This is a genomic window from Thalassomonas sp. M1454 (genome assembly GCF_007097525.1).
GTDB lineage: Bacteria > Pseudomonadota > Gammaproteobacteria > Enterobacterales > Alteromonadaceae > Thalassotalea_A.
The window spans coordinates 172313-196567 of the sequence record NZ_VKDD01000002.1; the positions used below are offsets into that span (position 1 = coordinate 172313).

The following is a 24255-nucleotide window of genomic DNA, read 5'->3' on the forward strand; positions in this document are numbered from 1 at the left end:
TTGAGGTGAATCACATTCACCTATGCGATGAATATTATCCTTTTGTCGATTAGATGATTATTTCCTATGCTGTATTTACACCGTAATAGGGAGTAATTAAATCATGAAACCAACACATATTATTATCATCTACAGAATACTTAGCATTTTAGTTATTTTAGCGCCATTGGCATTTTTAAATGTATTTAAAGCAGAGATTATCTATTCGTTGCTTTATGTTCCTGGGTTTATTTTAGGTTTAGCATTAATTTTTAAATACGTAGATTTTCATTTGGTACGAGTGCTATTGACTATGCAAGTACACAAACATTCGACTAAAAATATTATTAAAGTAGTTAAAACTAGTGGCCTAACAGCTAAAGAGCAAAATAGAGCCGCTTAAGTCAATCTGATTTATTGATGAGGCTCTAAATATAAATGGGCATTATTTTGGTCGATGCTGAATTTAAACTGCTTTAAAAAGTTCATACCGAGTAAACCATCAGCTTTATCAAAATTAGGCAGTTCCATAACCACTACTTCAAAATTGTTGAGCACATAACCGCCAATCGAAAATTGATCTACTTTAATTGAGAATGCTTGCTCGTCACCTCCTGCAGTATTGATGACCATATCGCGGGCTTTTTCATAACCTTGATGGTTTTGCAATAACTCAAAATAATCTTTGGAAATAACTGTGATTGATGCGCCAGTATCGATCATTAAAGCGCTATCGTGTTGGTTGTTAATTTGCGCATCAACAATAAAGTGTTCATTAACTTTGGTTAACGCTATGGCATGGGCGATATTATTTTCAGCGTCGATTAATTGATATAAATACTGAATTTTAGCCTGATAGTTTTCATCATAGCGAATACTGTCTAAGTAACTTATCGCACTGGTTGCATCATCTTGATATATGTAGGCTTCGCTTATGGCTAAAATATAAGGAACATAATTTGCGTCATAGGATAAAAGTAGGGCACAAAAATTAATTATTTCTGACCATGATTTATGCTCTTTTAAATACAATAGCTTTTGCAAAGCCATTATATGCATTTGCTCCGTCCATACTTTTTCTTTATCTAAATCAAAAGCATGTCTGATCAAGTTTTGATAGGCCTCAACGGCTTCTGCTATTTTATTATTTTTTTTAAGCCACTCAATTTTTAGCAACAACCAGTCATGATCGTATGGTTGTATGTTCAAGGATTCAGATAAAAAGTTTGATACTAATGAATATTGATTTTGATTTACCCATTGGTAAGCCGCAGCTAACCAATCGCCTTTTATTTGCTTAGCACTCAGTTCATCCATTTCTTCCACTTGGCTATAATAGTCCATTGCATCAGTAAATAAATGAGCACTAAAAAATTGTTCTGCCTTGGCAATTAATAAATTTAATTCATCGCTCTTTTCTGGTTCCGGGTATTCGCTCGTTGTAGATGTGTAAACATGACTGTTTGATTGTCCAACTGATGGGATAACATTATTGGTAATTGTTTCTATATTCTCATGACTTATAGATGGTCTAGTTTGTAATGGATCATTTAAACTAGCTGTGCTTGTTGCAAATGGCTTATTATCCAATAGCAAAAAGCTATTAAGACCAATGGATATAGTCAACGCAAAGGAGAGAATAATAATAAGCTTGTTCTTCAATGTTTAATCCATCTTGCGATAGTTAGTTATGTTTGTTGGTTATCTTATACCAATTTGATTAATAAAGTGATCTACTTTTTCATGAGGAAAAAGGGATAAATACAAGGCATAAAATTTAGTAAGTAGAATTCTACTTATAAATTTTATAACGCAGTAGTTATTCATTTTAACCATTAAAAATGAGCAGTTAATTAATGAACTTGGTATTGTGATATTGTAAAACAAAGTTTAAGGTTAATTTATGCAGGTTCTAATTTGAGTGTTGTTAAAAGACAAACCACTATTACAGCAACCGAACGCGGATTTAAAATAATGTTTCATGCTATGGCGAGTCCGTGTGAAGTATTACTCGATTGTCTCAATAAAAACATCGCTGAAGAACTTGCCACCGCTATATCTAATGAAGCATGGCGTATTGAAGACAAGTACAGTAGATATTTACCAACAAGTGTCTGCAGCGCAATCAATCAAAGTAATGGTAAGGCTATAACTGTTGATGAAGAAACAATTAGGCTGTTAGAGTTTGCTCAGCAATCTTTCTTACTCAGTGATGGTTTATTTGATATCACTTCAGGAGTACTTCGCAATGCTTGGAACTTTGATGGCAGTGATAATGTACCCGAGCAAGAACAAATAGATGCCGTCTTACCTTTCGTTGGCTGGGATAAAGTTAAACTTACTAAATCAACTATTACTCTTGAGCCCAATATGCAAATTGACCTTGGTGGCTTGGGTAAAGAGTACGCTGTCGATACCTGTTTAATTATTGCAAAATCAATAACCGACTTTCCGGTATTAATTAATTTTGGCGGCGATATCGCAGCAACATCACCTCAGCAAAATAGTACACCTTGGCAAGTAGGAATTGAACACCCAGGTGTTGCACCTTCAGACCCTCTATATAAGCAGCCTCTAGTGGTGAAAATATCGCAAGGTGCAATAGCGACTAGTGGCGATGCCAGACGCTACTTATTAAAAAATAATAAACGTTACAGTCATGTCCTCAATCCTAAGACCGGTTGGAGTATGACAAATTCTCCTAAATCAATTACCGTTGTTGCCCCTAATTGTATTCAAGCTGGGTTTCTTGCCACATTAGCATTGCTGCAAGGTGAGCAAGCTGAACAATTTCTAATTGAACAAGACATTGGTTCTTGGTGTATTTGGTAGTTAATCTTCTCGCTCTGAACTTTCATTATCATCAAGCCATTTTAACTGCTCAAGCGGGTAGCCTAAGAACCATTTAGCTCGGTCTAAAACAATTCGGGTTTTTATGCGAGTAATACCTAATGCTGGGTTATCACTTAATTGGCTGCAGGTATCATTTAATGCTTTTATGTTGGGGAAACAACTCAGTGAAATAAAATCAATATCACCACTTAATTGCATACAGTCCATAATTTCAGGAATATCTTTAATGGTATTGGCAAATGCTCTGCAAACCGGAGCGCTGTTATTATCTAAGGTAAACTCTATATAGGCCATAACGTGTTCACACAATTGCTCTAGATTAACGTCGGCGTGAAAAGTTCTAAAGTATCCTGCTTCTTTTAAAGATTTTACCCTTTGAAAACATGCGCTTGCTGATAAGTTTACAATTTCAGCTAACTCTATGTTGGTTAAATCTGCCTGCAAGTGCAAGGTGGCTAATATCTTTTTATTGTATCTATCTATTTTAATTGTTTTTTTCACTTAACTACCTTAAACGAGAATCGTTACCAAGAGTATTATCTCTAATTATTCACTAATATTTATTAGATTTAATCGATAAGCAAATATATTTTCTTTCTATGTTCGATAATTACAAAATATTATTTTGTAACAAGTGTGCACAATGAATGTAAGTTAACAAATAAATAACAAGTATCAATTAATGTTACATAAACCTAAGGGCACAGGTATGAGAAAAGATAACACGCAATATTTTGTAAAGTCGATATTGGCTTGTTCATTAAGTTTAGCATTGTTTTCACCAGCATATGCACAAGAAAGCGATGAGAACAAACTTGAGGAAGACATTGAGACCATTGTCGTTTCTGCCCGTGGGCGCAGTGAATCCATTCAATCCGTACCAGACTCTGTTACCGCATTCAGCGCTGATATGATTGAAAGTTCAAGAATTACCAGCTTTAGAGACGTTGCCGATATGACGCCTAATTTAAGCCAACTCGATAACTTCCGCCCAGGTATCGCTAGGATCACAATACGTGGCTTGATCACTCCGCAAGTGGGCGATCCGCCAATTGCGTTTGTTGTTGATGGTGTGACAGCCCCTGATTTAGAATTTATTAACCAAGATTTAGTTGATATTGAACGTATTGAAGTAATGCGAGGGGCTCAAGGTGCCTTATATGGTCGAGGTGCTGTTGGTGGTGCTGTTATTGTGACTACTAAGCAACCGATTGAAGATTTTGAGGGCTCGGTAAAAGGCTCTTATGGCAATGGTAATAGCTACAATCTAAGTGGTGTTGTTTCTGGCTCTTTAAACGAAGCTGATACTGCCTATTTCCGCGTTGGTGGTTACACCAAAAGTACTGATGGTTTAATTGATAACGAATTTTTAAATGATGAAGCTGACAACTTAGAAGAAGAGTCGGTGTTTGCACAATTGCAGTTTGAAATGTTTGACGATACTAGTTTAAATTTAAGAGGTCGTTTTACCACCAGTACAGCCGGATTTGCCTATTATCAGGGTGTTACCGAAGAAAGCAAAGACAATTATAATATCGATACATCGCAAAACGTGATTAATAATGATGAGCGAGATGTTTATGAGTTAAGTGCCAAGTTAACACAAGAATATGACTTGGGTACTTTTGATTTTATTACCGCTTATAGCAGCTCTGAAAATGAGCACTTTTATGATGGAGATTATTCCGCAGATCCAACATTTATAGATGAACCTGACTTTTTCAGAGCACCTTTTGCGACTGAAGGGTTATTTGATATTGAGTCGTTTACGATAGAAACTCGCTTTACTTCGCAAAGCGATCAAGCACTACGCTGGGCCGTATCTGCGTTTTATCAAGACCGAGATAAAGACAATGAAATCAATTTTTATGATGATTTCTTTGGTGATATTCCGTTAACACGCGCAGACTTTCCTGCAGACAATATTTATTTAACCATAGCGGATAAAAATAGCAGTAAAGCATGGGCTGTAGCTGCTCAAGTGAATTATGATTTCAGTGACAATTTAGAGCTTACCGCTGCATTACGTTATGATGAAGATGAGCGTGAATCGTATGATCCAAGCTTTAAAGATGAAACTTATGCAACCGACACTTACAGCCAATTACAGCCGAAACTGACGGTAGCTTATCAAGTTAACAAAGATTTCTTAGTTTACACTGGCTATTCAAAAGGTTTCCGCAGTGGTGGATTTAATGAGCCAGCACCGGGTATTAATAGAACTTTTGATCAGGAAGTCTCTGATAGCTATGAGGCTGGTTTTAAATCAACCTTACTAGATAATAAATTAACCATAAATACTGCGCTATTTGCAATTGACCAATCGGATGCACAAATTACCCAGTTTAATGTTGATACATTTACTTTAGAAAATTTAGCCATTGATGATGTTGAAATTCGAGGTGTTGAGCTTGAAGTTGCATACGCGGCAACTGAAAACTTAGATATTCGTTTGAGTGCTGGCTTAATTGATTCTGAAATTGTTGCTTTTGAAGAGCGCCCCGAGCTTGAAGGGAAATCACAAATTTATGTTTCCGATTACAACTATGCATTATCGGTAAATCATTACTTTGATTTAAATAGTGACTGGTCAATTATCTCACGTGCGAGTGTGCAAATTACAGGGCCACAATCGTTTGATATTGAAATTCCTGATGTTGAATCAGAAAGTGGTACCTTTGTTAATGCAGGATTAGGCTTAAAGTCAGAAAATTTCACTGTGCAAATGTATGCTGATAACTTAACTGACGAGCGCAGTATCGAAGATATTTTCTTATACGCTGATGGTGTTACAGAGCTAGCTCGTCAACCCAATAAACCAAGAAGCTATGGTGTTGAAGTCATTTATAACTTTTAGCAGTTATATTGCCGATATAAATATAGAGCGTACAGATTTACTTTTATACCATTTCCATTAATTATGTGAGCAATTGAGCAGAAACATAATGGGATTGGTATTATATTTCTGCTTTACACATTAAGGATTAACCATTAATAGCAACAACGATATCTTTGAAGATTACGCAACCACCCCGGTACCTGAGCATAAAACTGTCGGCGGTGTAAGAATAGGTATGGTAAATGGTGGTTTAGCATTTGCAGTTCCTGGTCTTATTACTGGTCTTGAGTTAGGTAGTGCACTTGGTTTAGAACAAAGCATTTATGTGTTTTTATTAGGTGGCTTGATCTTGTCAATCTTAGGTGTTGTTACTGGCCTTGTTGGTATGCATAGCCGTTTAGCTTCTTGTATGACAATGAAATTTGTTTTTGGCAAGCAGGGCGCTAATGTTTTAAGTTTTGCATTTGTTGTTGCCTTGTTTGGCTGGTATGGGGTCAATATTGATTTATTCAGTAGTGTTACCCAGCGGCTGCTTTTAGATGGCTTTAATATATCTTCACAAATTTGGATGTTGGAAATTATCTTTGGAGTAGTTGTTACTTTAACCACCATCTTAGGGTTTAAGCTACTAGATAAACTGTCCAGTTTATTTGTACCAGTAATGTTTTTATTAGTGGTGTATATGGTTTATCAAAGCATTCATTATGATCAAACCATTAATGACGTTGCCACCAGTGCTATAAGTTTTAGTTTTGGTGAAGCGATATCTATTGTGGTTGGCAGTTTTATTGTTAGCGTGGTTTTAATGCCTGACTTTACGCGTTTTTCAGAAAATAAAACAGCCACCGCAATATCATCATTTTTACCCTATTTAGGATTAAGTACCTTTGTTTATATCGCATCTGCATTTGCTGGTTTGGCGGTAATGGAAAGTGATATTCTAAAGGTTATGCTGGCCCTTGGGTTAGGCTGGTTTGCTTTTGCGTTATTAATTTTATCTAGCTGGGTTACCAATGTGGTTAATCTCTATAGCTCGGCTTTAGGACTATCGGCGATTAATTCTAAATGGCAAGAGTGGAAGGTGATAGTTGCTGCCGGTCTGCTCGGTACTGTTGTGGCTACATTCAACTTACTCGATAATTTTACTGACTTCTTATTTGGTTTATCCATTATTTTTGTACCAGTAGCTGCTATTTATGTTACCGACTTCTTTATCTTACGTAATCAAAAACCTTATCAAATAAAAGAGTTAGAAAGCCTTGATAATGTCAATGTTAGCGCCTTAATTGCCTGGTTTATTGGTATGGCGGTAACCGTGTTTGTTAATAAGGGCTATATCACTTTAACCACAATTGAAGTGTGTGATGCGATTTTGGTTACCACCCCCGTATATTATTTTCTAAGTAAGCGCATAAAGCGCGAGAACAACGTAAATTAAACAAGCAATAAGTATTCGATATTTAATGAAATCAAATGCTAACAAAATATTATTTTTTAAGCTCAGTAGCCATTCAAAATTTAACAGTGCAGGAGCGTAAGTTTACAAAACTTAAATTTGTGTAAAAGCATTAAAATATTACCAATTAACGAGTAAATGGTCCCAAGTATATGAACGTAACAACACTAAACAAGCAAGACTTATCTGATGTTTTATATGGCTGTACCATCTTTGGTACTGGCGGCGGCGGAGAACTTGATGAAGGTTTCGACTATATAGATTGGGCATTAGCAGCAGGCAAAGAATTTAAACTAGTCAGTATTGATGATGTACCTGATACTGCCAAAATTTGTACACCTTATATGCTCGGGGCTATTTCACCGCTAAGTGCTAAAGAAGAATTAGCCTATAAAGAATTGCCACGCAGTAAAGAGCCATCGATAATGACTGCCTTTAAGCGTTTAGAACAATATACCGGTGATTCCTACTTTGGTACTGTTTGTTGTGAATTAGGTGGTGAAAATACGGCTATTTCTTTCTACCTTGCGGCAATGACTGATGGTTATATTATTGATGCTGATCCTGCAGGTCGAGCTGTGCCAGAAATAACGCATTCAACCTATTATTTAAACAATTTACCTGCTGCACCTATTATTACCGCGAATGAGTTTGGTGAATGTTTTGTTTGTGAAAATGTTAAAGACGATTTTAGAGCTGAAACTATTGTTCGAGCATTAGCTCAAGTGAGCCGAAATGATATCGCCGCAATAGACCATGCCCTTGAAGCGAAAGAACTTAAAAATGCACTGATCAAAGGCACGATTTCTAAATCCTTAGAAATGGGGAGGGTCTACCGACAAGCAAAAACTAATGGTAGTGACTTAGCTACAGCTATCGCCAAACAAGGTGGGGGAATTGTTGCTTTTAGAGGTAAAACTAAAGACTATTATTTTGCATTAGAAAACGGTTTCACCGTAGGTTATGTCAGTATTGAAGGTTTAGATGAATATCAAGGTAACACTTATGATATAGAAATCAAAAATGAAAACTTGGTTGCAAGGCTTAATGGCAAGGTTGATGTAACCATTCCTGATTTAATTTGTTGTATTGACTTAGATCGCGGTGAACCAGTGACTAACCCTAACCACATAAATGGTATGAATATAGCCGTTGTGATTTTACCTGCTCCCAAAGAATTCACAACAGAGAAAGGTTTACAAACGTTTGGTCCTACTTATGTTGGACTTGAGCAAACTTATGTGCCGGCTATTAAATAGCAATAAAAAACAAATTTAATACCAATTCCATTAATTAAGAGATCTACTTTTTCATGAGGGAAAAGGGATAAATACAAGGCATAAAATTTAGTAAGTAGTTATTCATTTTAACCATTAAAAATGAGCGGTTAATTAATGGACTTGGTATAATAATCGCTTTATTTACATTTTTGTCACATTTAGTCGATAAATATTACAGTTCATAAATCAGTGACATGTTATAAATTAGTTATGAACTTTAGCAATTACTACCAACAACTCCCAAGCGATATCACCTTATCTTTTGCTAGTGCAGAGGAGAATGAAGAGTTGATGAAGGAAATGGATGTTAATCAACTAGTTACTCAGCTTGGTAAAGGCGAGTTTCATTGTGGTGTTGCTGAGCGAGTTATTGATGATGTCACTTTAGTATCTGACCGATTTAATACTGCCATTTCGGTTTATCTTGAACCTCCTGAAGATACTATTTGCTTAATGTTAGCGACAGCCCCTGATAGTGAAATATCAATATGCGGGCAAACGCTTGAACATGATGTTATGACTTTATTACCCAGTAATTATGCTGTTGATATAGTCAGCAAAGGTATGTCTGGTTCAGATTCAATAATGTTATCTAAAGCAAGGTTTGCTCAAATTAGTCAATCTGTTACACCTTTTGAGGAGGTGATTGATGTTGCGACACATATTCAAATCAATAGAGCTGAGGCTATGCTTTGGCGTAATGCAATTGTTAATAGTATAAATAACAATATCGAGCCTGAAGCTGTTGCCAACATGATGAGTGTATTTATCGCGAGGATTTCTGAAGGGGCAGGCAGTAATTACTCTGACTTACCTATTTACGCCGATAAACGGGTAAAGGTCGCGAGGCAAGTTCGAGACTACCTTCATGCGCATTATCAGCAAAAAATAAGTTTGGATATTTTATGTGAACAAATAGGTATTAGCATGCGTTCTTTACAACGCTGTTTTAAAGATTACTTTGGCTGTTCTATTTTAGCGTATTTACAAGCGATGCGTTTAAAGGCTGTACACAAACAAATTATCAATAATCAACACTTAACGGTAAGTGATATTGCCATGCAGCATGGTTTTTCTCATCTTGGTCGTTTTTCAACTGAATTTAAAAAACACTTCGGTATTTCTGCAAAACAATTACAAAGCTCTTACACAAGAAAACAATTCTCTTAAGCTTGTGTCGCTATCTGGATACTTTTTATTTAGATAAACTCTATTATACTCATCTATATTTTTAACTTCGTATCTACATAATATTGTTGAGGAATTCACTTTGAGTAGCAATGATAACTTTCAAACAAAGGCCGACAACGCTTTTGCTAATATCGGTAGTTTTATTTACCGTTTTCGCTGGTTAGTACTAATTCTTTTTATTGGTCTTAGTTTTGGTGCATTAACATTATCGGGCACAGTTCGTACTGATAATAGTTTTGACGCTTACTTCCAACAAAGTGATAGTACTTACAAGAATTACATCGATTATCAAAAAGACTTTGGCTCGGATGAGGTGACTTATATTCTTTATAACGCCCCTGATAAAGAGCATGGTCCATTTGATATGGAAGTGATGAAAAAAATCACTAAATTAACGCAAGAATTAGAAAATACCGTACCTTTTGTTGAAGAAGTAACGAGTTTATCTAATGTTGAGTTTATCGATGCTGATGGCGACTCAATGCAAATTCGTAAAATCGAATTAGACTTTCCAGAAAGCCAACAAAAGTTACTTGAACGCCGTGATTCAATGCTTGATAAGCCTATTTATATTGACAGTTTAGTTAATAAAGAAGGCAGCGATGCCGCAATTATTATTGAAATGTCACGTACAAGTAGCGATCCTATTGAAACATTACGAGTAGATCCTGAAGCGGGCGACGTATTACCTAATTTATACCCACAAGCCTCGAATCAAAAAATTAATGAAATTTTAGCAAAACCTGAATACGCGGGTATTAGTTTCTACCGCACTGGTGATGTGCCGATGAACGCGAATTACAATGAAATTGTTACCGCTGAATCTGAATCATTTATGCTGCTGTCTATTATCTTAGTAGCGATTATTACTATGCTTGCCTTCCGCTTACATTTAGCGACTATTTTAGGCCCTATGGTTGTGGTGTTAGTTGGTGTTTTTGCTACGCTAGCATTTATGGGCGTAGCTGATTACAGCGTAGGCTTATTATTCTTAATTGCGCCAACATTAATTACTGCAATTGGTGCTGCGCAATCTGTGCACTTTATTTCTGAGTTTCAGCAACAACGCCGCAATGGTGAAACAAGACAAGTTGCTGTTCGCAACACATTAAGCCACGTTGGTTTACCAAGCTTATTAGCTGCTTTAACTACCGCTGCAGGTTTCTTTGCCATGAGTGGCTCAAAAATTAAAGCCGTTGCCGATCTATCTGTTTATTTAGGTGCTGGTGTTATTGCCTTATTCTTTATCACTATTTTAGTGATGGTCGTATTCTTATCATTTGGTAAAAATGTACCCGTAAAAGAAAAATCTTTAACACCTAACCGCCGTGAGAAGTTTTTACAAGGCACATTAAGTTCTGTTTATAACACGGTTATTGCTAACCCTAAACGTGTGATTGTCGCTTTCTCTTTAATGTTGTTAGTTGCAGTGGCTGGCCTTAACCAATTAAAAGTTAGCTTTAACTTTATTACCGACTTTAATGAGTCGGCTCCTATTCGCGTTGAAACTGAATTTGCTGAAGATAAAATGGGCGGTATTTTAAATGTGGTTTATGTATTTAATACCGAACAAGCTGATGGCGTTAAGTCTTTAGCGGTACTTGAACAAGTAGAAGCATTACAAAACAAAGCCAATGAATATGACATCGTTTCAAAAACCTATTCAATTGTAGATTTATTAAAAGATATTAACCAAAGTTTCCATGGCGGAGATAAGGCCTACCATAAGTTACCTGAATCGGATGAGTTAGTAGCACAATACTTATTAATGTATGAAATCTCTGGTGGTGAAGACTTAGATGATTACCTATCAGGTGATTACTCAAAAGCGGCATTAGAGCTACGCGTACAAAGTCAAGATTCATACTTAGTTACCGACTTTATGAATGATCTTAGCCAGCACCTGCCAAGCGCTGAAATACAAGCAAATACAGCTAAAGTTGAAGAAACTGGTGTTGGTGCATTATGGATGAAAATGGCCGAGTACATTTCAGAAAGTCAAATTTCAGGTTATTTCTACGCATTTGTAATGATCGCAGTATTACTTTGTTTAGTATTTGGTTCGGTTAAAGTTGGTTTAACAGCGATGATCCCAAATCTACTGCCAATTATTATTGTTTTAGGTTACATGGGCTGGGCGGGATTACACTTAGATTATTTCCGTTTATTAATTGCAACCGTTGCCATTGGTATTGCTGTTGATGACTCTGTTCATATGATGCTGCGCCTACGTCGTGAATTCTTTAAAACAGGTAACTACGCACAAGCGATTAAAAATAGTTTACAAGGTGTTGGTGCTGCATTAATGACGACATCATTTATATTAATTGCTTCGTTCTCAATCTACCTTACGTCACAAATGAATGTATTAGGTAGCTTTGGTAGCTTACTAACTCTGTGTATCGTTATGGCTTTACTTGCTGACTTATTCTTGCTTCCAGCATTGATGTTAGTATTAAAACCATTTGGTAAAGAATTTAATGTTGTAGCTAAACAAGCTTAATATTGTAAAACAAGCAAACGAGTTAGATTAACTCGTTTGCTGCCTTTGCCCCATATATCGTAGGCTAATAACGACATTAGCATGCATTATTAGGGAAATTTAATGGATACATCGTTGAATTCCCCTAGTAATGTAAATAATAAACTTAAGGATCTGTAATGTACCTTACATCTCAAAATAACCGAATAAAATCTATGTTAGGGCTAGTTTTCGCTTTCACTATTTTACCTTGCGCTGCACAGGCTGATGACACTGCAAGCAGTAGTTTAGACAACAAAGCTAAGGGTAGACAAATTGCCGTAGAAGCAGATAAGCGTGAGAGCGGTTTTGGTAATAGTGAAGAGTTACTAAAAATGACCTTACGAGACAGTCGAGGTAATGAACGCACTCGAGAAATGCGTATCAGAGTTCTTGAACGTCCTGATGGTGGTGATTGGAGTATGACCGTTTTTGACAATCCAAGAGACGTTAAAGGCACGGCTTTACTAACTTATGGTAATGGCTTAGAGCCAGATGACCAATGGTTTTATTTACCAGCGTTAAAGCGAGTAAAACGCATTTCATCTAAAAATCGTTCAGGTTCATTTATGGGTAGTGAATTTGCTTTTGAAGATATGAGTGCTTTTGAAGAAGTAAAATACGATTATGAATTTATTCGTGAAGAAGCTTGTGGCGAGCAAACTTGCTTTGTTACCCAGTGGACACCATTGTATGAAAACAGTGGTTACTCAAAGGCTCTTGTTTGGCAAGACACCACAGAGTACCGTACTCATAAAATTGAATTTTATAATCAGCAAGGCGAGTTCTACAAAACCTTAATCGCTAAAGATCATAAGCTTTATAAAGAGCGTTTCTGGCGTCCAATGACATTAATTATGACTAATCATAAAACCAAAAAAGAAACATTATTACACTATAAAGATTATCAATTTGATCTAGGGTTTACGGAAAGTGACTTTACTCAAAGTGCACTTAAGCGATTCCGTTAAATTTTGAATGTTGTTTTATTCTAATTAAATCGAGTGGTATTAATAAGGTAAATCCATGCAGTCGAGTAAGCTTAAATCAATAGTAACCGCATTATCGTTAACTTCTTTAGCAATAAGCCATAGCTTGGCCTATGCTGATGATGGCATGTTAGGCGGTGCTGAAATAAGTGGTAATGTTGCCGGTGAGTACCGCCACTTTGAAGCAGACAAACAACGTAGTGGTCAATCAAACTCAAATTTATCCGTATCATTTGAGCCAGAATTTTATTGGCAAATAGAAGATAGTAATAACTCAGTTGAGTTTCAGCCTTTTATCCGTATCGACGAAACCGACTCTAATCGAACTCATGCTGATGTGCGCGAGCTTTATTGGCATCATTATGATGACACTTGGGAAGTTAAAGCAGGCATTAGCCAAGTATTTTGGGGAGTAACTGAAACTATCCACTTAGTTAATGTTATTAACCAAACCGATGCCGTTGAAAACCCGGATGGCGAAAGCTTTCTTGGGCAACCTATGGTTAACCTAACTTTGATCAATGACTGGGGCTTAGTTGATTTATTTGTACTGCCAGGATTTAGAGAGCGAACTTTTAATGATCGAGATGGCAGGCCAAGTAGCCAAATGCTAGTCAGTGATAGTCATGCCGTTTATGAATCATCAGCGGAAGAGTTACATACCGATTTTGCTGTGCGTTGGTCGCATAACATTGAAAGCTGGGATATTGGCGTATCACACTTCTACGGAACCAGCAGAGCGCCGCGATTTAGCGAAGATGAAGTTTATCTCAATAACCATAACGAAGTCGTTTATGTGCCAATTTACGATATCATTAATCAAACCGGTTTAGATCTGCAAACAACATTTGATGCATGGTTATTAAAGTTAGAAGTCATTCATCAAAATAATGCCGTTGGTAACTTTTATGCCGCCGCCGGTGGTTTTGAATATACTTTCTACTCGGTGTTTGATAGCGCGTCTGATATAGGGATTATCGTTGAATATTTATATGATGAGCGCGATGGCGAAATGGCCGATGATGATGTCAGTATCGCTGTGCGCTGGACCTTAAATGATATTGACTCAACAGAACTACTTGCCGGTGTTACTCAAGATGTTAATAACCAGTCGCAATACTTCTTTGTTGAAGCACTTACGCGTATAGGTAACGACTTTACTTTGTCTCTAGAGTCTAGAGGAGTAACTAATACCGATCCTGATGATGCTAGTGCTATGCTCAAAGACAGTAACTATATGCAGCTAGAATTAAGTTATTTTTTCTAAATAACTACCTGGTAACTTTAAACGTCACCTGATTAATGCCAGCAAATAAGTTCGCTATCTAAGGTGAAGCAGAGCGCCAGTAAATGATTCGAAATATCTTAAGTTGTTAATACAGCCTAAATTGGCAAGATATTCTTAATTCATTTATAAAGCGCTCACATTACTATTTAGGTCTTATTTAGATGCTATCCATTCATTTACCTTTTGCTCAAGCAGAGTCAGTGGCATAGCTCCGTTAAGTAAAACCACATCATGAAATTCACCAATGTCGAATTTATCTTTTAGCAATTTCTTCGATTGTTCTCTTAACTCAAGTATTTTTAGCATACCTAATTTATAACCAAGGGCTTGTCCGGGCCATACCATATAACGCTCTATTTCAGCCTTAACTTCGACATGCGAGTTACCAGTAACATCCATCATATATTGTATTGCTTGTTCACGACTCCAGCGTTTATGGTGAAGTCCGCTATCTACAACTAAGCGAGCAGCCCTAAATAATTCTGCTTTTAAGCGTCCTAAGTTGCCATAAGGGTCTTTTTTATACATTCCCATTTCATAGGCAACTTGCTCAGAATATAAGGCCCAACCTTCTACGTAGGCATTGTATGGCGCAAGTTTTCGTAATAATGGAAATTGCTGTGCCATATTTAATGATATTTGCCAGTGATGCCCAGGGTTGGTTTCATGGAAAGTAAGTGTTGGCATATCAAACTTGGTTATGCTTGACATTTCTCGTAAGTTTATCCAGAAAACTCCAGGTTTCGAGCCGTCTAAATTAGGCGGTGAGTATTGCCCTCCGGCACTTGTTTCTTCTACTTCTTTAGGGAAAGCTTTAACGGTAACATCGTATGGGATAGGCGTTTTAAATTGAGAGCCGATGACTTTATTGATGTCTGCTATTTGTTGGTTTAAGTCGGCAATTAATTGCTCTTTACCTTGCTTACTATCTTCATATGAAAAGCGTACTTCTTTTGCTAAGGCATTCATACGTTTGGCAACACTGCCATGCTCATAACCTAATTGCGACAATATCGAGTCCATATCGGCACTAATACGAGCAACTTCAGCTAAACCAAGTTGGTGTATTTCTTGTGCGGATAAATTACTATCACCGTGAGTTTTAATTGCATATTGATAAAATTTATCGCCATCGGGTTGTGCCCAAATACCATCGCCTTTAGCTGCTTTATCTTTGTATGCGGTTAAGGTGTCAGCAATACGATTAAAGCTAGGGTATAAATCATTACCAACAATATGCTTAACGTCACTGGATAGCTGCTTTTGTTCAGCTAAATCAATACCTGCAATATTGGATACGTTATCTTGAAAGTGGCTTACTAAGCTGTTTTTATCAATGTTGATTTGAGTGTAATTACTTACGTAACTGTGGGCTGAGTTTAAAATAGCGAGTGGTGGTACCCAGCCATTACTAGCATCTGCGATAAATTTTTCATGTACTTGCTTAGTTTGTACAACAAAAGCGTTTAAACGCTCGATAAAGTCTTTAGCATCTTTAACGTTTTCTATTTTGTGGTTATTAATTAACACTGAAATAGAGTCGATTAATGGACCATTAATTTGATTTATAATAAATGGTTGATGGCCAAAATAAGAGTCAATAAAACCAACTGGGAAGTCTTTTTTGCCAGCGTAGTATGAATAAATGTTGGCAAGTATTAAGCGATTATCTTCAGTTAACATATCGTCACTGGCTTCATGTTCAAGCATTTGTTGCGACTTAGCGGCCATAAAATTTCGAAATAATAAATCGTCAGCACTGTCGTAATTATCAAGTTTGTTAAAATAATAGTGGCCAACAGCGCTTTGTTTAGCAGCAACTTGTGAAGCTAATTGAGGTCTTGCTTTAAAAAACTCATTATTGGCTTCACTAATGATTTGAGCAAGAGGTATTAAATTGGCGTCATCATTTACCCCTATCACATCGAGTACTGGTTGCTTTTCTTGTTTTATCACTGTGATCGTTTGCTCTTGTTCTGAGCAAGCAAACAAAGTAATAAATACAGAGCTTATTAGTGAAAGTTGTAATGAGCTTTTTTTCATTGTTATCGCCATGAGTTTATTTTTTTAATTAATATCAATCAATATAAGGTATTAGTGCAAAGAATACTTTATTTTTTATAAAAACTTGGTTGTTTAAGCACAAGCTTTTACAATGTATTTACGATTTAAAAATTACATTATAAGAATATATTTAGATGAAAAAATCACTCATAGCATTGTTAGCCCTAACTACAGTTGTCGCTGCTTGTTCAACATCTCCTACAGGAAGAAAACAGCTTTTGTTTCACTCATCAAGTCAGCTAGATGCTATGGGAACATCATCGTTTGAACAAATGAAAAAAGAACAAACGATCAGCACGGATAAAAAAGTGAATGCCTTTGTTCAATGTGTCACTGATTACATTACGCCTAATGTGAATTCAAAAGTGCATAAAGGTGAATGGGAGGTTGTGGTCTTTGACTCTAACCAAATTAATGCCTTTGCTCTGCCTGGCGGTAAAATTGGTGTATATACCGGAATATTGAATGTAACAGAAAACGCAGGTCAATTAGCGGCAATTATTGGTCACGAAGTAGGGCATGTTATTGCTCAGCATTCAAATGAACGTTTATCATCAAGCCAACTTTCACAAGCAGCACTGGTTGTTGCCGGTACTACCATGGCTGCCAAAGATGTTGATAATAAGACCTTATTATTAGCCGGTCTTGGTTTAGGGCTACAATACGGCGTATTAATGCCATACGGGCGAGCGCATGAAACCGAGGCGGATATTATCGGCCAAGAGTTAATGGCGGTTTCAGGCTTTGATCCTAAAGAAAGTGTGAAGCTATGGCAGAATATGGCAAAACAAGGCGGCGCGGCGCCACCTGAGTTTTTTTCAACGCATCCATCAAATCAAACTCGTATTAATGGTTTAAATAAGCATTTATCGAAAACCAATCCTATGTACGCACAAAGTAATGTTAAGCCTAATTGTGTTAAACCGGCGATCCCTAAAAGTAAATAAAAGTGCTGTATACAAGCAATATTTACTTAGCAAGAGTTTGCTATATTTTTCTGGAATAATTGGGCGGTAACATGCTATCATTTCGCCCGAATTTTTTCATATAAGAAGTAATCATGACTGACTTTACAAGTATCGAACAACGCGTAAGTTACGGCGTGGGCCGCCAATTAGGTGACCAATTACGTAATAACCCTTTTAAAGATTTTGAAGTAGCAGCTGTACAAGCTGGTATCGCTGATGCACTAGCTAACGCAGCTAGCCAAGTAAGCCAAGAAGACTTACAAGAAGCATTCACTATCGTGTCTCAAAAATTACAAGCTCAAGAAGCTGAGTTAGCTAAAGAAGCTGCTGCAGCGGGTGAAGCATATTTAGCAGAAAATGCTAAACGTGATGACGTAATTGTTACTGAGTCTGGTTTACAGTACGAAGTATTAGTTGCCGGTGAAGGCGAAAAGCCAACAGCAGCAAGCACTGTTAGCTGTCACTACCACGGTACATTTGCAGACGGTTCTGTTTTTGATTCATCTGTAGAACGTGGTCAACCTGCTGAATTCCCAGTAGGTGGCGTTATCGCTGGTTGGACTGAAGCATTACAAATGATGCCTGTTGGTTCAAAATGGCGTTTACACGTACCATACAACTTAGCTTACGGCGAGCAAGGCTCACAGGGTGCTATCCCTCCGTATGCTACTTTAATATTCGACGTAGAGCTTTTATCTATCGTTTAATGTTATTGAAAAAGCCGGGTATTTCCCGGCTTTTTTATAATTAAACTAATGTAGCTACATTAGTTTAATTATAAGAGTATGTTAGAGACTAGAGACTAGAGACTAGAGACTAGAGACTAGAGACTAGAGACTAGAGACTAGAGACTAAAAGCAAACACATTTGTCATGGTAATTAGCTTAGTTGCGATGACAAAAATGTTTAATTCGAAATACAAAAAACAAGAGAATAACAATGACAACTAAAGTTGCAATTTTAGGCTGTGGCGGACGTATGGGCCGTAATTTATTACAAGCAGCTATTGAGCATGAAAGTATTGAACTCGTTGGTGGATTCGTGCGTGAGTCATCTACCTTAAAAGGTATAGATGCTGGTGAATTATGTGGTCTTGGTCATAAAAGTTGCCCGGTAACATCCCAGCTTAATGACTTACTTGCTGCTGATGTATTTATCGATTTTACTTCAATCGAATCTACCATGGCTAATGTTCAGTGGTGTAATGAGCATGGTAAAGCCATCGTTATTGGCACAACGGGCTTTAATGACGATGAAGTAGAACAATTAAAAGCTGCGGGTAAAGATATTCCTGTGGTATTAGCGCCAAATACAAGCGTTGGCGTTAACTTATTATTTAAGTTATTAGAAATAACAGCAAAAGCTATTGGTGATTCTACTGATATCGAAATCTTTGAAGCTCATCACCGCTTTAAAAAAGATGCACCATCTGGTACCGCCATGAAAATGGGGCAGGTGATTGCCGATACATTAGATAGAGATTTAAATAAAGTTGCTGTTTATGGCCGAGAAGGCATAACAGAAGAGCGCTCTAAAGATACCATAGGTTTTGCAACCGTGCGTGCTGGCGATATTATCGGCGAACATACCGCATTTTTTGCCGACCTTGGTGAGCGTTTAGAAATTACTCATAAAGCAACATCAAGAATGACATTTGCACTTGGTGCAATGCGCGCAGCAGCATGGCTTAAAAAAGCACCAAATGGTTTTTATGACATGCAAGATGTGCTTGGTTTGAAATAGATAACTAGGTTTTTTAGCTGCTTAAGTACTGTTTTTGCTTAAGTAGCCAATTAATGACTAAATTGTTTCAATTTGTTATGGACGAATTGAGCTGTAACGCGTAGAATACGCCGATTTTGCCAAAAAATAATTTTTGGCAGGAAATATATATAATAACTACTAATATTTGACTAACAAGTCATTAACACAGGGTGGTTATTACTACTTTGATTCATTATGGAGGTTAAATTGACTAAATCTGCCATCTTGGTACTGGAAGACGGTACTATTTTTAAAGGCACTGCCATTGGCGCAGAAGGCTCATCAGTTGGTGAAGTTGTTTTCAATACAGCAATGACTGGTTATCAAGAGATCTTAACGGATCCATCATACGCAGAACAAATTGTCACTTTGACTTACCCACATATCGGAAATACCGGTACTAACGCTGAAGATGCTGAATCTGCAGATGTTTGGGCGAAAGGCCTGATCATTCGTGACTTACCGCTATTAGCAAGTAACTTCAGAAATGAACAAAGCTTAAGTGAATACTTAATTGCCAATAATATTTTAGGTATTGCCGATATTGATACACGTAAACTTACTCGCATTTTACGTGAGAAAGGTGCTCAAAACGGTTGTATCCTTGCTGGCGATAACTTAGATGTTGATGAAGCGTTAGCAAAAGCTAAAGCATTCCCTGGCCTTAAAGGTATGGACTTAGCTAAAGAAGTAACGGTAAAAGAAACTTACCAGTGGACCGAAGGCAGCTGGCAGTTAGGTAAAGGTCATGTTACTCCTGACGAATTGCCACACCATGTAGTTGCTTACGATTTCGGTGCAAAACGTAACATCTTACGCATGTTAGTTGACCGTGGTTGTAAACTAACGGTTGTTCCTGCGCAAACTCCTGCAGCAGATGTATTAGCAATGAATCCAGATGGAATATTCTTATCAAATGGCCCAGGTGACCCAGAGCCATGTGATTACGCAATTACTGCGATTAAAACTTTCCTAGAAACAGATATTCCAGTATTCGGTATTTGTTTAGGACACCAATTACTTGGTTTAGCAAGTGGCGCACAAACAGTTAAAATGAAGTTTGGCCATCACGGTGCTAACCACCCAGTTAAAGACATCGAGCGCGATGTGGTAATGATCACTTCACAAAACCACGGTTTTGCTGTTGATGAAAACAACTTGCCTGCAAACTTAACTGCTACACATAAATCATTATTCGATGGTTCATTACAAGGTATACACCGCACCGACAAACCAGCGTTTAGCTTCCAAGGTCATCCTGAAGCAAGCCCAGGTCCACACGATGCAGCACCTTTGTTCAATCATTTCATCGATTTGATTAACACTCGCAAAGCCCAATAGACTGATTAGATAGAGTAGATAAAATGCCAAAACGTACTGACATAAAAAGTATTCTTATATTAGGTGCAGGTCCAATTGTAATTGGCCAAGCCTGTGAATTTGACTATTCGGGTGCACAAGCTTGTAAAGCACTGCGCGAAGAAGGTTACCGAGTAATTCTTGTTAACTCAAACCCTGCAACAATCATGACCGACCCAGATATGGCCGATGCAACTTACATCGAACCTATTCACTGGGAAGTTGTGCGCAACATTATTGAAAAAGAACGTCCAGATGCCGTATTACCAACTATGGGCGGTCAAACTGCACTTAACTGTGCATTAGAGCTTGAAGCTAAAGGCGTACTTAAAGAATTTAACGTTGAAATGATCGGTGCTACTGCTGACGCAATTGATAAAGCAGAAGACCGTAGCCGTTTTGACGTGGCAATGAAAAAAATCGGTTTAGAAACACCGCGCGCTAAAATCGTTCATTCAATGGACGAAGCAATTGCAGCTTCTGAATTCCTTGGTTTCCCATGTATCATTCGCCCATCATTTACTATGGGTGGTACTGGTGGTGGTATCGCATATAACCGAGAAGAATTTGAAACCATTTGTACTCGTGGTTTAGATTTATCTCCAACGTCTGAATTATTGATTGATGAATCATTAATCGGTTGGAAAGAATACGAAATGGAAGTGGTTCGCGACAAAAATGATAACTGTATCATTATTTGTTCAATCGAAAACTTCGACCCTATGGGTATTCACACTGGTGACTCAATTACCGTTGCTCCGGCGCAAACATTAACAGATAAAGAATACCAAATCATGCGTAACGCTTCAGTTGCGGTATTGCGTGAAATTGGTGTTGAAACAGGTGGTTCAAACGTACAGTTTGGTATTTGTCCTGATACTGGCCGTATGGTTATTATCGAGATGAACCCTCGTGTTTCTCGTTCATCAGCATTAGCATCAAAAGCAACAGGTTTCCCAATTGCTAAAATCGCAGCAAAACTTGCTGTAGGTTACACGCTAGATGAATTAAGTAATGATATTACTGGTGGCGCTACTCCAGCGTCATTCGAACCAACAATCGATTACGTAGTAACTAAGATCCCTCGTTTTAACTTCGAGAAGTTCGCAGGCGCTGAAGACCGTCTTACTACGCAAATGAAATCTGTTGGTGAAGTTATGGCTATTGGCCGTAACCAACAAGAATCAATGCAAAAAGCATTACGTGGCCTAGAAGTTGGCATGAACGGTTTCGACCCGGTTGTTGATGTAACTAAGCCTGGTGCTAAAACTAAAATCATGCACGAATTGCAAGAAGCTGGTGCTGACCGTATTTGGTATGTAGCAGATGCATTCCGTTTAGGTTTAACCTTAGAAGATGTATTCCGTACAACTAAAATTGACCGTTGGTTCTTAGTACAAATTGAAGACATCATCAAAGAAGAGAAAGCTGCTTATGATGGTGGTTTATCTAGTTTAACTGAAGAGCGTTTACGTAAGCTTAAGCGTAAAGGTTTCTCTGATAAGCGCTTAGCTGATGTTATCGGTGTAAGTGAATCGGAAATTCGTAAAAAACGTCATAAAGCTGAAATCTTCCCGGTTTACAAGCGTGTTGATACTTGTGCAGCAGAATTTAGTTCTGATACTGCTTACATGTACTCTACCTATGATGAAGAGTGTGAAGCCAACCCAACTGATAATGACAAGATCATGATCATCGGCGGTGGTCCTAACCGTATCGGTCAAGGTATCGAATTTGATTACTGTTGTGTACATGCGGCATTAGCATTACGTGAAGACGGTTATGAAACAATCATGGTTAACTGTAACCCTGAAACGGTTTCAACTGATTACGACACATCTGATCGTTTATATTTCGAACCAGTAACGTTTGAAGATGTATTAGAGATTGTTCGTGTTGAAAAGCCAAAAGGCGTGATTGTTCAGTACGGTGGTCAAACACCACTTAAACTAGCTCGTGCATTAGAAAACGCTGGTGTACCAATTATTGGTACTTCACCTGATGCCATCGATAGAGCAGAAGATCGTGAACGTTTCCAAGCAGCTGTTGACCGTTTAGGTTTATTAACGCCTGAAAACGCTACAGTAACTTCACTTGATGAAGCGGTAGCTAAATCAAAAGAGATTGGTTTCCCATTAGTTGTTCGTCCTTCTTATGTATTAGGTGGCCGAGCAATGGAAATTGTTTATGATGAAGCTGATTTACGTCGTTACATGACGGAAGCGGTAAGCGTATCAAATGACTCTCCAGTATTACTTGATCACTTCCTTGATGATGCGATTGAAGTAGATATTGACGTTATCTGTGACGGTGAAGAAGTTGTATTTGGCGGTATCATGCAACACATTGAACAATGTGGTGTTCACTCTGGAGACTCGGCTTGTTCATTACCTCCGTATAGCTTAAGCAAAGAAATTCAAGACGTAATGCGTGAGCAAGTATCAAAGCTTGCATTTGAACTTGGCGTAGTTGGCTTAATGAATACACAAATGGCTGTTAAAGATGGCCAAGTTTACTTAATCGAAGTAAACCCTCGTGCTGCGCGTACGGTACCATTTGTATCGAAAGCGACAAGTATTCCTTTAGCAAAAGTAGCTGCTCGTGTTATGGCTGGTACATCACTTGCTGAACAAGGCGTTAGTGGTGAATTGATCCCTGATTACTTCTCAGTAAAAGAAGTTGTTATTCCATTTAACAAGTTCCACGGTAGTGACCCTCTAGTTGGCCCTGAAATGCGTTCAACTGGTGAAGTTATGGGTACAGGCGAAACGTTTGAAGAAGCTTATGCTAAAGCAAACTTAGGCGCTGGTGTTACACTTCCTAAAACTGGTCGTGCATTAATTTCTGTACGTAACAGTGATAAAGAGCGTGTTGTTGACTTAGCAAGACAGTTAGTTGCATTAGGCTTTAAACTAGATGCTACTCACGGTACTGCAGTGGTTCTTGGTGAAGCTGATATTCCTGTTCGTTTAGTGAATAAAGTTGAAGAAGGTCGTCCACATATTGTTGATAGAATCAAAAATGGTGAGTACAGTTATATTATTAACACCACTGAAGGTCGTAAGGCTATAGAAGATTCTAAAGCAATTCGTGGTAGTGCTTTACGTTATAAAGCTACTTATACAACAACATTAAACGCTGCATTTGCTGCATGTATGGCGCACTCTGCAGACGACAGAACTCGAGTTAGTTCTGTGCAGGAACTTCATAAAAGGTGTAAATAATGACTAAGTTTCCAATGACAGTGCAAGGTGCTGATGCTTTGCGAGAAGAACTTGTTTACTTAAAGCAAACTAAACGCCCTGAGATTGTAGCTTCAATTGCAGAAGCGCGTGAACACGGCGATTTAAAAGAAAACGCTGAGTACCATGCTGCACGTGAAGAGCAAGGTTTCTGTGAAGGTCGCATTCAAGAAATTGAAGGCAAACTAGGTAATGCTCAAATAATTGACATCACTAAAATACCAAACAATCACAAAGTGATCTTTGGTGTGACAGTAACTTTGCTTAACATTGAAACTGACGCAGAAGTAACTTACCAAATCGTTGGTGATGATGAAGCTGACATTAAGAACAACCGAATAAGTGTTAACTCACCAATTGCGCGTGCTCTTATTGGTAAAACAGTTGATTCAGAAGTTGAAGTGAAAACGCCAGGTGGTGTGGTTGAGTTTGAAATTATCTCAGTAGAGCATAAATAAAAAA

The 24255-nt window shown here is 37.7% G+C and carries 18 protein-coding genes; 15 read left to right on the forward strand and 3 right to left on the reverse strand.

Features of this window, described 5'->3' with window-relative positions; genetic code table 11:
* Positions 1–103 precede the first annotated feature (103 nt).
* Entirely contained in the window at positions 104–382 is a 279-nt protein-coding gene (locus FNN08_RS02725) for a hypothetical protein (protein ID WP_143583222.1), read from the forward strand.
* Between the two features lie 11 nt (positions 383–393).
* Here FNN08_RS02725 and FNN08_RS02730 read toward each other — a convergent pair whose 3' ends face one another.
* Complete coding sequence (locus FNN08_RS02730) at positions 394–1569, reverse strand: retropepsin-like aspartic protease (RefSeq protein ID WP_143583223.1); 1176 nt, start codon at positions 1567–1569, stop codon at positions 394–396.
* Positions 1570–1896: 327 nt separating this feature from the next.
* Here FNN08_RS02730 and FNN08_RS02735 point away from each other — a divergent pair, with 327 nt between their 5' ends.
* Positions 1897–2811 carry an FAD:protein FMN transferase gene (locus FNN08_RS02735; RefSeq protein ID WP_260679261.1) on the forward strand — a complete coding sequence of 305 codons (915 nt, stop codon included), beginning with the start codon at positions 1897–1899 and terminating at the stop codon, positions 2809–2811.
* Here the strand turns inward: FNN08_RS02735 and FNN08_RS02740 are convergent, their stop codons facing one another.
* A complete protein-coding gene (locus FNN08_RS02740; protein WP_143583224.1) occupies positions 2812–3333 on the reverse strand; it encodes an Lrp/AsnC family transcriptional regulator in 522 nt (173 codons plus the stop codon).
* Between the two features lie 208 nt (positions 3334–3541).
* Here FNN08_RS02740 and FNN08_RS02745 point away from each other — a divergent pair, with 208 nt between their 5' ends.
* From FNN08_RS02745 to FNN08_RS02775, 7 genes are all read left to right on the forward strand, one after another.
* Positions 3542–5689: a TonB-dependent receptor gene (locus tag FNN08_RS02745; protein ID WP_143583225.1), complete on the forward strand. Its 2148-nt coding sequence runs from the start codon at positions 3542–3544 to the stop codon at positions 5687–5689.
* Between the two features lie 217 nt (positions 5690–5906).
* Positions 5907–7109, forward strand: a complete 1203-nt coding sequence (locus FNN08_RS02750; protein WP_143583226.1) for a cytosine permease — start codon at positions 5907–5909, stop codon at positions 7107–7109.
* Positions 7110–7279: 170 nt separating this feature from the next.
* The gene (locus FNN08_RS02755; protein ID WP_143583227.1) at positions 7280–8386 is read left to right on the forward strand and encodes a DUF917 domain-containing protein; all 1107 of its coding nucleotides are present in this window, start codon (positions 7280–7282) and stop codon (positions 8384–8386) included.
* 231 nt (positions 8387–8617) lie between these two features.
* Complete coding sequence (locus tag FNN08_RS02760; RefSeq protein WP_143583228.1) at positions 8618–9577, forward strand: helix-turn-helix domain-containing protein; 960 nt, start codon at positions 8618–8620, stop codon at positions 9575–9577.
* 100 nt (positions 9578–9677) lie between these two features.
* Positions 9678–12101 carry an efflux RND transporter permease subunit gene (locus tag FNN08_RS02765; protein ID WP_143583229.1) on the forward strand — a complete coding sequence of 808 codons (2424 nt, stop codon included), beginning with the start codon at positions 9678–9680 and terminating at the stop codon, positions 12099–12101.
* 158 nt (positions 12102–12259) lie between these two features.
* Positions 12260–13090, forward strand: a complete 831-nt coding sequence (locus FNN08_RS02770; RefSeq protein ID WP_143583230.1) for an outer membrane lipoprotein-sorting protein — start codon at positions 12260–12262, stop codon at positions 13088–13090.
* A 55-nt stretch (positions 13091–13145) separates the two neighbouring features.
* On the forward strand, positions 13146–14375 hold the full coding sequence (locus FNN08_RS02775; RefSeq protein WP_143583231.1) for a hypothetical protein: 1230 nt from the start codon (positions 13146–13148) through the stop codon (positions 14373–14375).
* Positions 14376–14549: 174 nt separating this feature from the next.
* Here the strand turns inward: FNN08_RS02775 and FNN08_RS02780 are convergent, their stop codons facing one another.
* Entirely contained in the window at positions 14550–16439 is a 1890-nt protein-coding gene (locus FNN08_RS02780; protein ID WP_185962548.1) for a DUF885 domain-containing protein, read from the reverse strand.
* 155 nt (positions 16440–16594) lie between these two features.
* On the opposite strand from FNN08_RS02780, the gene FNN08_RS02785 reads away from it, so the two are divergent.
* From FNN08_RS02785 to greA, 6 genes are all read left to right on the forward strand, one after another.
* The gene (locus FNN08_RS02785) at positions 16595–17407 is read left to right on the forward strand and encodes a M48 family metallopeptidase (protein WP_143583233.1); all 813 of its coding nucleotides are present in this window, start codon (positions 16595–16597) and stop codon (positions 17405–17407) included.
* 113 nt (positions 17408–17520) lie between these two features.
* Complete coding sequence (locus FNN08_RS02790; RefSeq protein ID WP_143583234.1) at positions 17521–18135, forward strand: FKBP-type peptidyl-prolyl cis-trans isomerase; 615 nt, start codon at positions 17521–17523, stop codon at positions 18133–18135.
* Between the two features lie 232 nt (positions 18136–18367).
* Positions 18368–19171, forward strand: a complete 804-nt coding sequence (gene dapB / locus FNN08_RS02795; RefSeq protein WP_143583235.1) for a 4-hydroxy-tetrahydrodipicolinate reductase — start codon at positions 18368–18370, stop codon at positions 19169–19171.
* Positions 19172–19399: 228 nt separating this feature from the next.
* Entirely contained in the window at positions 19400–20533 is a 1134-nt protein-coding gene (gene carA / locus FNN08_RS02800) for a glutamine-hydrolyzing carbamoyl-phosphate synthase small subunit (RefSeq protein WP_143583236.1), read from the forward strand.
* A 23-nt stretch (positions 20534–20556) separates the two neighbouring features.
* The gene (gene carB / locus FNN08_RS02805; RefSeq protein WP_143583237.1) at positions 20557–23775 is read left to right on the forward strand and encodes a carbamoyl-phosphate synthase large subunit; all 3219 of its coding nucleotides are present in this window, start codon (positions 20557–20559) and stop codon (positions 23773–23775) included.
* Complete coding sequence (greA, locus tag FNN08_RS02810) at positions 23775–24251, forward strand: transcription elongation factor GreA (RefSeq protein WP_143583238.1); 477 nt, start codon at positions 23775–23777, stop codon at positions 24249–24251. The genes carB and greA overlap by 1 nt, the downstream gene beginning before the upstream one ends.
* Positions 24252–24255: the final 4 nt, after the last annotated feature.

Bases quoted from the DNA above. Each gene is read 5' to 3' on its own strand.
- dapB (WP_143583235.1), top strand. From the start codon at position 18,368: ATGACAACTAAAGTTGCAATTTTAGGCTGTGGCGGACGTATGGGCCGT.
- FNN08_RS02785 (WP_143583233.1), top strand. From the start codon at position 16,595: ATGAAAAAATCACTCATAGCATTGTTAGCCCTAACTACAGTTGTCGCT.
- FNN08_RS02760 (WP_143583228.1), top strand. From the start codon at position 8,618: ATGAACTTTAGCAATTACTACCAACAACTCCCAAGCGATATCACCTTA.
- FNN08_RS02780 (WP_185962548.1), bottom strand. From the start codon at position 16,439: ATGAAAAAAAGCTCATTACAACTTTCACTAATAAGCTCTGTATTTATT.
- FNN08_RS02750 (WP_143583226.1), top strand. From the start codon at position 5,907: ATGGTAAATGGTGGTTTAGCATTTGCAGTTCCTGGTCTTATTACTGGT.
- FNN08_RS02790 (WP_143583234.1), top strand. From the start codon at position 17,521: ATGACTGACTTTACAAGTATCGAACAACGCGTAAGTTACGGCGTGGGC.
- FNN08_RS02745 (WP_143583225.1), top strand. From the start codon at position 3,542: ATGAGAAAAGATAACACGCAATATTTTGTAAAGTCGATATTGGCTTGT.
- FNN08_RS02770 (WP_143583230.1), top strand. From the start codon at position 12,260: ATGTACCTTACATCTCAAAATAACCGAATAAAATCTATGTTAGGGCTA.
- FNN08_RS02725 (WP_143583222.1), top strand. From the start codon at position 104: ATGAAACCAACACATATTATTATCATCTACAGAATACTTAGCATTTTA.
- FNN08_RS02755 (WP_143583227.1), top strand. From the start codon at position 7,280: ATGAACGTAACAACACTAAACAAGCAAGACTTATCTGATGTTTTATAT.
- greA (WP_143583238.1), top strand. From the start codon at position 23,775: ATGACTAAGTTTCCAATGACAGTGCAAGGTGCTGATGCTTTGCGAGAA.
- carB (WP_143583237.1), top strand. From the start codon at position 20,557: ATGCCAAAACGTACTGACATAAAAAGTATTCTTATATTAGGTGCAGGT.
- FNN08_RS02775 (WP_143583231.1), top strand. From the start codon at position 13,146: ATGCAGTCGAGTAAGCTTAAATCAATAGTAACCGCATTATCGTTAACT.